General features: G+C 63.0%; 8 protein-coding genes and 1 pseudogene. 7 read left to right on the top strand and 2 right to left on the bottom strand.

The window, feature by feature from the left end:
- Positions 1-1,517 (top strand): glycosyltransferase family 39 protein (locus EN906_RS13130; protein ID WP_164777162.1); only part of this gene is annotated, 1,517 nt, incomplete at its 5' end.
- Between the two features lie 45 nt (positions 1,518-1,562).
- Positions 1,563-2,393: a phosphatase PAP2 family protein gene (locus EN906_RS13125; RefSeq protein WP_127268786.1), complete on the top strand. Its 831-nt coding sequence runs from the start codon at positions 1,563-1,565 to the stop codon at positions 2,391-2,393.
- An 11-nt stretch (positions 2,394-2,404) separates the two neighbouring features.
- Here the strand turns inward: EN906_RS13125 and EN906_RS13120 are convergent, their stop codons facing one another.
- The gene (locus tag EN906_RS13120; protein ID WP_127268785.1) at positions 2,405-3,055 is read right to left on the bottom strand and encodes an FMN-binding negative transcriptional regulator; all 651 of its coding nucleotides are present in this window, start codon (positions 3,053-3,055) and stop codon (positions 2,405-2,407) included.
- Positions 3,056-3,076: 21 nt separating this feature from the next.
- A complete protein-coding gene (locus tag EN906_RS13115; RefSeq protein ID WP_023669128.1) occupies positions 3,077-3,751 on the bottom strand; it encodes an alpha/beta hydrolase in 675 nt (224 codons plus the stop codon).
- A 236-nt stretch (positions 3,752-3,987) separates the two neighbouring features.
- On the opposite strand from EN906_RS13115, the gene EN906_RS13110 reads away from it, so the two are divergent.
- The 5 genes and pseudogenes from EN906_RS13110 to EN906_RS38255 form a co-directional block, all read left to right on the top strand.
- Positions 3,988-5,151 carry a cysteine desulfurase family protein gene (locus EN906_RS13110; protein ID WP_127268784.1) on the top strand — a complete coding sequence of 388 codons (1,164 nt, stop codon included), beginning with the start codon at positions 3,988-3,990 and terminating at the stop codon, positions 5,149-5,151.
- Positions 5,152-5,338: 187 nt separating this feature from the next.
- Entirely contained in the window at positions 5,339-6,856 is a 1,518-nt protein-coding gene (gene sufB, locus EN906_RS13105; RefSeq protein WP_027037002.1) for a Fe-S cluster assembly protein SufB, read from the top strand.
- Between the two features lie 25 nt (positions 6,857-6,881).
- Positions 6,882-7,637, top strand: coding sequence for a Fe-S cluster assembly ATPase SufC (sufC, locus tag EN906_RS13100; RefSeq protein ID WP_023810312.1), 756 nt, complete (start codon positions 6,882-6,884; stop codon positions 7,635-7,637).
- Positions 7,638-7,656: 19 nt separating this feature from the next.
- The gene (gene sufD, locus EN906_RS13095; RefSeq protein WP_127270923.1) at positions 7,657-8,925 is read left to right on the top strand and encodes a Fe-S cluster assembly protein SufD; all 1,269 of its coding nucleotides are present in this window, start codon (positions 7,657-7,659) and stop codon (positions 8,923-8,925) included.
- Positions 8,926-8,929: 4 nt separating this feature from the next.
- Positions 8,930-9,083 (top strand): annotated as a pseudogene (locus EN906_RS38255) (cysteine desulfurase); the annotation flags it as partial.

The raw sequence follows: 9,083 nt of genomic DNA, 5'->3' as shown, positions 1-9,083 counted from the left end.
CCTCCGACTATGTCGACATCCGTTTTCAGGATGCCTCGCGCTACAAGAAGCCGATCGGCATCTACTGGCTGCAATCGGCGGCCGTGGCGCTGAGCGGCGAGGGGGCGGCGGCGCCGATCTGGGTCTACCGCCTCGTCTCCATGCTTGGCATTGCCTTGGCCGTCGTCGGCATTGCCTGGACAGGCACCAAGCTGTTCGGGGCCAATGCCGGTCTCGCCGCCGGCCTGATGATGGCGGCGATCTTCGCCACCGCCTTCGAGGGGCGTGACGCCAAGACCGACGCCATGCTGCTGGCCTGCTGCGTGGCGGCGCAAGGCGCGCTCGCTCAGATCTATCTGGCATCGCGCCGCAACGAACCGGTAGCGGCCCATCTGCCGTGGATATTCTGGGCCGCTCAAGGCCTTGGAATCCTTATCAAGGGGCCGGTGGCTCCGCTGTTGTCGGTGCTGACGGTCGCCGCCCTGTTTGCCTTCGAGCGCGACTGGCGCTGGCTCCTGAAGCTGAAGCTCGTGCGCGGTGTCGCCCTGGTGCTGTTCATCGTGCTGCCCTGGGTCGCCCTCATCACTTGGAAGAGCGGCGGCGCCTTCCTCAGTGATGCCGTCGGCAAGGACATGATGGCCAAGGTCGCCTCGGGCGAGGAATCGCACGGCCTGCCGCCGGGCTTCTACATGCTGACCTATTCCTTGTTCATGTGGCCGTTCGGTCTGATCGCGGTTGGCGCCGGGCTGCAGGCCCTCAACCGGTTGCGCGACGATCCGCGGCTGCGTTTCTGCCTCGCCTGGTACATTCCGTTCTGGCTGGTGTTCGAACTGATCCCGACCAAGCTGCCGCACTATGTCCTGCCGGCCTATCCCGGCATGGCGCTGCTGATCGGTTGGCTGTTGACCTTGCCGCCCCAGGAGGCGAATGCGCCGCTCAGGCGCTGGCAGGATTGGTTGTGGTGGTCGACCGCATTCGGTCTTGCCGTGGTCAGCCTTGGCCTGGCGGCGGTCTGCGTCGGAGCGCCGATCTATCTCACCGGCGCCTTCTCCTGGTGGAGCATCCCGGCCGCCGCGGCGGCGCTGGCGGCAGGATATTTCGCTTTTTCGCGACAGCTGCAAGTGCCGCTCTCCCGCATCGGCACAATCGCCGTCTGCGCGGGCATCACCTATGGACTGTTGTTCGGCGTCATCGCGCCTTCGCTGAAACCGATCTGGCTGAGCCCGGCGATCGAGGCGGCGTTCCAGGCCAACAGGCCTTGCGACACCACGGTGCTCGCTTCGGCGGAATATCACGAGCCGAGCCTGGTGTTCCTGGTCGGCACCAAGACCGTCCTGACCGATGTCGATGGCGTCGCCAAGCATCTGCTCGGCGATCCTGCCTGCGCCCTGGCTCTGGCGCAGGTCGGCGACGAGCAGAAACTGAATGGGTTGCTGGCGGCGCAAGGCAAGTCGGCGAACCGCGTTGCCGAGGTCGACGGCCTCAACTATTCGTCGGGAGACAAGCTGTCGCTCGGCCTCTATCGTGTAACCCAGTGACGGCTCGCCGATGCCCATGACGGCGACAATGGGGTCGAATTTCCTATGCTGGTGAAATCACGCCCGCCCGTTTCGAGCCTGCTCCTTGGGGTAGGGCGCCGGTCGCTCGACAATTTTCGCGATACGATGCAGATCGCCAAAAGCCGCCTTGCCACCCGCCCGGCCAGATACCCGAACGTTTTGTGGTCGGTCTGGGTGCTGGTCTGGGTTTTGCTGACGGCGGCAGCGTTTGTTCGTCTCGACACCCCGGCCGGAATGCTTCACGGCAAGTGGTCGGCGGGATTTGCCCGGACTGCCGACTTTTTCACCCAGTTCGGCCTGGGTGGCTGGTATCTCATTCCCTCAGTGCTTCTGCTTGTCGCCGCCAACCTGACGGATTGGCGAAGCCTCTCGCGGCGCTCGCTGATGCTGCTCTACAACTGGACCTGCCTGGCTTTTCTGGTGCTGTGCGCCACCGGCCTGTCGGGGATCGCCGTCAATGTGCTGAAATATGCCATTGGCCGGGCTCGCCCCCTCTATTACGAGGACTTTGGCGTGCTGACCCTGCACCCCTTCGCTTTCGATGCGCGCTTCGCCGGCTTTCCGTCCGGCCATGGTACGACGATGGGCGCGGTGTTCGGGGTCGCTTTGCTGTTGTTTCCGCGGCGCTGGTACATCGCCCTGGCGATCACCGCTTGTATCGCCTCGACCCGTATCTTCGTTGGCGCGCACTATCCCAGCGACACCGTCGCCGGCTTCGGCCTTGGCTGCGGCTTCGCGCTCGCCTGCGGGCTGGTCTTTGCCCGGCTCGGCTTCATTTTCCGGCCGATGCCGTCGGGACTGCCGGTCCGCAAGAGAACGTTTCGGCTGATCGGACCGACAAGGAAGGCTGCCTGAGCATTCGAAGTTCAGTTGCCGTCCAGTCCGCCATAGGATCTGACCAGGCCGGCCATGCCGGGCGACTGGTGGTCTTCGCTTTCCAGCCCCTGTGCAACGCCGACGCGATCGGCGACCGGCCGGTTCTGGCTGACCTTCCACTTGCCGTGGATTTCGCTGATCTCGATTTCCAGCCCGATAATGCCCTTGATCTGCGACTGGATGAAGGGCTCCGGCGCATCGGTCACCGCCCAGGGTGCGGCGCGGGCGCCTTCCTGGGATATGGTCAGATCGGCGATCTGCTGCGCCAGCCAGTCCTGATCATCCATCACCTTGACGGTGCCGCGAACCTGCACGATGGCGTAATTCCAGGTCGGCACCACCTTGCCGGTCTCGCGCTTGGTCTCGTACCAGGACGGCGTCACATAGGCATCGCTGCCCTGGAAGACGATCAGCACGGGGGATGCCGGGTTGTCGGCCAACAGGCGCCATTGCGGGTTGGCCCGCGCCAGATGGGCGCGCAGCGTGCCGTTAGGCCCGATTTCCGCGTCGAGCAGGAACGGGACAGCGTTGGCGACCGGCCCATCGGGCCCGTTGGAAACCAACAGGCCCAGCGGATGCGTCCGGATCAGCCCGTGCAGGATTTCCGGCCGCGTTTCCCTGAAATGAGGAGGTTCGTACATCGCCGTCCGTTCTTGCCTTGTTTATCTCAGCCGCTTCGGACGCGGATCCGACAATTCGCCGGCCAGCCGGCGGTCGAGATAGTCGGCGCATTCCTCGAGCAGCAGGTCGGCATCGTTGGCGAAGAAATGGTTGGCGCCGGGCAAGGTCTTTTGCGTGATGGTGATGCCCTTCTGCGTGTGCAGCTTGTCGACCAGGCCCTGCACATCCTTCGGCGGCGCCACCTTGTCGGCATCGCCATGGATGATCAGGCCCGATGACGGGCAGGGCGCCAGGAACGAGAAATCATAGGTGTTGGGCTGCGGCGCGATCGAAATGAAGCCTTCGATCTCCGGCCGGCGCATCAGAAGCTGCATGCCGATCCAGGAGCCGAAGGAGTAGCCGGCGACCCAGCAGCTCTTGGAATCGGGATGCAGCGACTGCACCCAGTCCAAAGCGGCGGCGGCGTCCGACAGCTCGCCGGTGCCATGGTCGAACTCGCCCTGGCTGCGGCCGATGCCGCGGAAATTGAAGCGAAGCGTGGTGAAATCCCGCTTCTGGAACATGTAGAAGAGGTCGTAGACGATCTTGTTGTTCATCGTGCCGCCGAATTGCGGGTGCGGGTGCAGGACGATGGCAATCGGCGCGCTCTTTTCCTTGGAAGGCTGATAGCGACCCTCCAGGCGGCCGGCAGGACCGGTGAAAATGACCTCAGGCATAAAATACTCCACTTGGTAATACGAACGCGCGGTGCCTGGAACGTTTCCTCTGGCCTTGACGCAGGGCGAGCGTCTTCTTAGAAGCTAGTTTAGAATTGTTCAAAACTGAGTGGCAAGACATCGAGCCCGGCCACCCGCGCCGCAAGCCGCGTAAATAGGACGGCTCGCCTTGGAATTTCAAGGAAATAACGCCATACGACAGCGGAATGGCTTCTGACGGGATTTGACGGACGAAAATGGCCGGAATACGCGCCTATCTCGACTACAATGCCAGTGCGCCGCTGCTTGCCGTGGCCCGCGAGGCTATGGTCGCGGCCCTTGACGTCGCGGCCAATCCGTCATCGGTTCACGCCGAGGGGCGCGCGGCCCGCCGCCTGATCGAGACCGTCAGGCGTGACGTGGCGGCGCTAGTCAACGCCAAGGCGGAGCATGTCGTGTTCACCTCCGGTGCCACGGAAGCAGCCTCGACGCTGCTGTCACCCGACTGGCAGATGGGGCGCGGCACGGTGCGTATGAGCCGGCTTTACGTGTCGGAGGCCGATCATCCCTGCCTGTTGAACGGCGGACGGTTCCCCGCAGCGCAGGTGACGCGGATCGGCGTCGACGCCAACGGCATTGCCGATCTCGGCGCCTTGGAGTCGGCGCTCGGCGGTCACGACAAGAGCGAGGGCCTGCCGCTGGTCGCAATCCACGCCGCCAACAACGAGACCGGCGTCATCCAGCCGATCGATCGTATCGCCGCGATCGTCAAGGCGGCGGGCGGCATCCTCATTGTCGACGCCGTGCAGGCCGTAGGGCGTGTTTCGACCGATCTATCAGCGGGTTACGCCGATTATCTGATTCTGTCCTCGCACAAGATCGGTGGACCCAAGGGCGTCGGCGCCATCGTCGCGGCTTCCGATTTGATGATGCCGAAGCCGCTGATCAATGGCGGTGGCCAGGAAAAGGGCCATCGCGGCGGAACTGAGAACCTCGCCGCCATTGCCGGTTTCGGCGCCGCCGCACGCGAGGCGCTTGCCGGATTGCCGGCCATGGATGCGGTGCGCCAGCGCCGCGACGAGATCGAGGCCATCGTCAAATCGCTGGTGCCGGACGCGGAAATCTTTGGAACCGGTGCGCCAAGGCTTGCCAATACGGCATTCTTCGCTATTGCGGGCGTCAAAGCCGAAACCGCGCAGATCGCCTTCGATCTGGCCGGTGTAGCGCTGTCGGCCGGCTCTGCCTGTTCGTCGGGCAAGGTCGGACCGAGCCATGTGCTGAAAGCCATGGGCTACGGTGACAGTCTCGGCGCCTTGCGGGTGTCGATCGGACCGGCGACCGGCGCGGAAGACGTTGAGCTTTTCCGCACCGCGCTTGCGGGTATTGCCGCACGAAGGGCGGATAGAGAACGGGCCGCGTAGCGGTTGGACGAATTTGGGCCTTTCGGCCTGGTAGAGCCGTGCGTTTCATGCTGGCCGGGTGAATTCCCGGTCGAAGCGCACTATATTAAACTTACGCTGCCGCGAGCACCTCTTCGGGGTTCGTTTTTGGCGGTGCCATAGTTTGAAAACTGTCGGGCCTTGACCCCGGCGTGGATGGAGAACGCTTATGCCTGCTGTGCAGGACACGATCGATCGGGTCCGAAAGATCGACGTCGACCAATACAAATACGGATTCCAGACCGAAATCGCTGTCGATAAGGCCCCCAAGGGCCTCAGCGAAGATATCATCCGTTTCATTTCGGCCAAGAAGGACGAACCGTCCTGGATGCTGGAATGGCGTCTGGAAGCGTATCGCCGCTGGCTGACGCTTGACGAGCCGACTTGGGCGCGCGTCCACTATCCCAAGATCGATTTCCAGGACATCTACTTCTACGCGGCGCCCAAGAGCACGCCCGGCCCGACTTCGCTGAGCGATGTCGATCCCGAACTCTTGAAGGTCTACGAGAAGCTCGGCATTCCGCTGCGCGAGCAGGAAATCCTTGCCGGCGTGCAGAAGACCGACGCCTCGGAACTCGAGGAAGTCAGCGACAATGTCTACAAATCGGGCCGCGTCGCCGTCGATGCCGTGTTCGATTCCGTCTCCGTCGTCACCACCTTCAAGAAGGAGCTGGCGCAGGCCGGCGTCATCTTCTGCTCGATCTCGGAAGCCATCCGCGAGCATCCGGAGCTGGTGAAGAAATATCTCGGCTCGGTCGTGCCGACCTCAGACAATTACTACGCCACGCTGAATTCGGCTGTGTTCACCGACGGCTCGTTCGTCTTCGTGCCCAAGGGCGTGCGCTGCCCGATGGAGCTGTCGACCTATTTCCGCATGAACGAGAAGAACACCGGCCAGTTCGAGCGCACGCTGATCATCGCCGAGGAGGGGGCTTACGTCTCCTATCTCGAGGGCTGCACGGCGCCGCAACGCGACGAGAACCAGTTGCACGCGGCGGTCGTCGAACTGGTAGCGCTCGACGATGCCGAGATCAAATATTCCACGGTGCAGAACTGGTACCCCGGCGACGCCGAGGGCAAGGGCGGCATCTACAACTTCGTCACCAAGCGCGGCGACTGCCGTGGCGACCGCTCGAAGATTTCGTGGACGCAGGTCGAGACCGGTTCGGCGATCACCTGGAAATATCCGAGCTGCATCCTGCGCGGTGACGATTCCCAAGGTGAGTTCTATTCGATTGCGGTATCGAACGGCTATCAGCAGGTCGACAGCGGCACCAAGATGATCCACCTCGGCAAGAACACGTCGAGCCGCATCATCTCCAAGGGCATCGCCGCCGGCTTCTCGCAGAACACCTATCGCGGCCAGGTCTCGGCGCACCGCAAGGCGACCAACGCCCGCAACTTCACCAACTGCGACTCGCTGCTGATCGGCGACCAGTGCGGCGCGCACACCGTGCCATACATGGAAGCCAAGAACTCGACGGCGCAGTTCGAGCACGAAGCGACGACCTCGAAGATTTCCGAGGACCAGAAATTCTACGTCATGCAGCGCGGCATCCCCGAAGAGGAAGCAATTGCGCTGATCGTCAATGGTTTCGTCAAGGACGTCATCCAGCAGCTGCCGATGGAATTCGCCGTCGAAGCGCAGAAGCTGATTGGGATTAGCCTTGAGGGCTCGGTCGGCTGACCGGACAAATATTCAGGAAACAAGAATGCTTGAAATCAGAAACCTGCACGCCCGCATCGTCGATGACGGCACCGAAATCATCCGTGGCTTGAACCTGACGGTGAAAGCCGGCGAGGTTGCCGCGATCATGGGGCCGAACGGCTCGGGAAAATCGACGCTGTCCTACATCCTCGCCGGCCGCGAGGACTATGAGGTGACCGAAGGCGACATCCTCTACAACGGCCAGTCGATCCTCGAAATGGATCCGGCCGAGCGCGCCACGTCAGGCATTTTCCTCGCCTTCCAGTATCCGATGGAGATACCGGGCGTGGCCACCATGGAATTCCTGAAAGTGGCGATGAACGAGCAGCGCAAGGCGCGTGGCGAAGAGCCGCTGAAGATCCCGGAATTTTTGAAGCGCGTGAAGGAAGCCGCCGCCTCGCTCAGCATGGACATGGCGATGCTCAAGCGGCCGCTCAATGTCGGCTTCTCCGGCGGCGAGAAGAAGCGGGCAGAGATTCTGCAGATGAAGCTGCTGGAGCCGAAACTGTGCGTGCTCGACGAGACCGATTCCGGCCTCGATATCGATGCGCTGAAGATCGTGTCCGACGGCGTCAACGCGCTGCGGGCGCCGGACCGGGCGTTCTTGGTCATCACCCACTACCAGCGCCTGCTTGAGCACATCGTGCCCGACACCGTGCACGTGCTCTACAAGGGCCAGGTCATCAAGTCCGGCGACAAGTCGCTGGCGCTCGACCTGGAAGCCAATGGCTATGCCGGCGTGATCGGCGAAGCCGCGTGAGATGCCAGAGGTAATACCGATGAACATGCACACACAACCGCAGCGGACACCGGCCGAGACAGCGTTGATCGACGCGTTCGGCGACCGGCTGTCGCTGCTGCCGGGTGACGGCGCGGTGATGCTGAAGCGCGACGACGCCATCGAGACGATCAAGCACGGCCTGCCGACGCGGCGTGTCGAATCCTGGCATTACACCGACCTGCGCCGGTTGCTGAATACCGTGCCGGACTTCGACCCCGCCGCCATGGCCAAAGCCGTTGCACCGATCGTCGACGGTTCCACCGTGGTGTCGATCCTGAACGGCAAGTCGGACGCCAAAGTGCCGGTTCTTGAAGGCGTTTCTTTCCAGCGCCTGTCGGAAAAGCTGATCGACGGCAGCGCAGCAGCTGGGCTCGATCCCTATGGCAGCGACGACGCCATCGGCGCGCTGAACACGGCTTTCGTCGCCGACGGGTATTTTGTCGACATCGCCGATGGTGTGGAACTTGAAAAGCCGGTCGAGCTGCAGAACCTGCAGGCTGGCGGCCAGACCCATGTGCGCCTGCGAGTGCGTGTCGGCGCCGGCGCCAAGGCCGTCATCGTCGAACGTCAGACGGGTGACGGCGCTGCCTTGGGCAGCTCGGTCAGCCAGCTCGTGCTCGGCGAGGGCGCCGAGGTGACGTGGCTGATCGTCCAGGAGCAGCCGGAAACGGCGGCGCATCTGGCGCAGTTCAAGGCCCATATCGGCAAGAATGCGAAACTGACGTTGTTTGTCATGAACGCCGGCGGCAGACTGGTGCGCCAGGAGATCATGGTCAGGACGACTGGCGAAGGCGCCGATTTCAAGCTGCGCGGCATCAACCTCCTGGCCGGCGACACCCATACCGACGTGACCATGGTGCTCGACCACGCCGTGCCGCACACGACCTCGACGGAAGTCATCCGCAACGTGGTGACGGGCAAGGCGCGCGGCGTCTTCCAGGGTCGCATCAACGTCCATCAATATGCGCAGAAGACCAACGCCAAGATGGCCTGCAACACGCTGCTGCTGTCGGACGACGGCGAGTTCTCGACCAAGCCCGAGCTTGAAATCTTCGCCGACGACGTGATTTGCGGCCACGGCGCGACGGTCACCGAGATCGACCATAACCATCTGTTCTACCTGATGGCGCGCGGCGTCGACGAGAAAAGCGCGCGGGGCTTGCTCGTCAAGGCCTTCGTCGCCGAGGTGATCGAGGAACTTGACGACGAGGCAATCGTCGAAGCGCTGGAGGCGCGGCTCGACGGCTGGTTCGCGGCGCACGGGTGATTTGATGAACGCACCGGGCAAGATCGGAGATTTCTACGACGTCGAAGCGATCCGCCGCGATTTCCCGATCCTGTCGCGGGAAGTCTATGGCAAGCCGCTGGACTATCTCGACAATGGCGCCTCGGCACAAAAGCCGCAGGCGGTGCTGGACACAATCC

This window comes from Mesorhizobium sp. M7A.F.Ca.CA.004.06.1.1 (assembly GCF_003999135.1).
Taxonomy (GTDB): domain Bacteria; phylum Pseudomonadota; class Alphaproteobacteria; order Rhizobiales; family Rhizobiaceae; genus Mesorhizobium.
This window is presented reverse-complemented; position numbering and strand designations above follow the sequence as displayed.

Coding starts and splice junctions, on each gene's coding strand:
- sufC (WP_023810312.1), top strand. CDS start 6,882: ATGCTTGAAATCAGAAACCTGCACGCCCGCATCGTCGATGACGGCACC.
- sufB (WP_027037002.1), top strand. CDS start 5,339: ATGCCTGCTGTGCAGGACACGATCGATCGGGTCCGAAAGATCGACGTC.
- EN906_RS13120 (WP_127268785.1), bottom strand. CDS start 3,055: ATGTACGAACCTCCTCATTTCAGGGAAACGCGGCCGGAAATCCTGCAC.
- sufD (WP_127270923.1), top strand. CDS start 7,657: ATGAACATGCACACACAACCGCAGCGGACACCGGCCGAGACAGCGTTG.
- EN906_RS13125 (WP_127268786.1), top strand. CDS start 1,563: ATGCTGGTGAAATCACGCCCGCCCGTTTCGAGCCTGCTCCTTGGGGTA.
- EN906_RS13110 (WP_127268784.1), top strand. CDS start 3,988: ATGGCCGGAATACGCGCCTATCTCGACTACAATGCCAGTGCGCCGCTG.
- EN906_RS13115 (WP_023669128.1), bottom strand. CDS start 3,751: ATGCCTGAGGTCATTTTCACCGGTCCTGCCGGCCGCCTGGAGGGTCGC.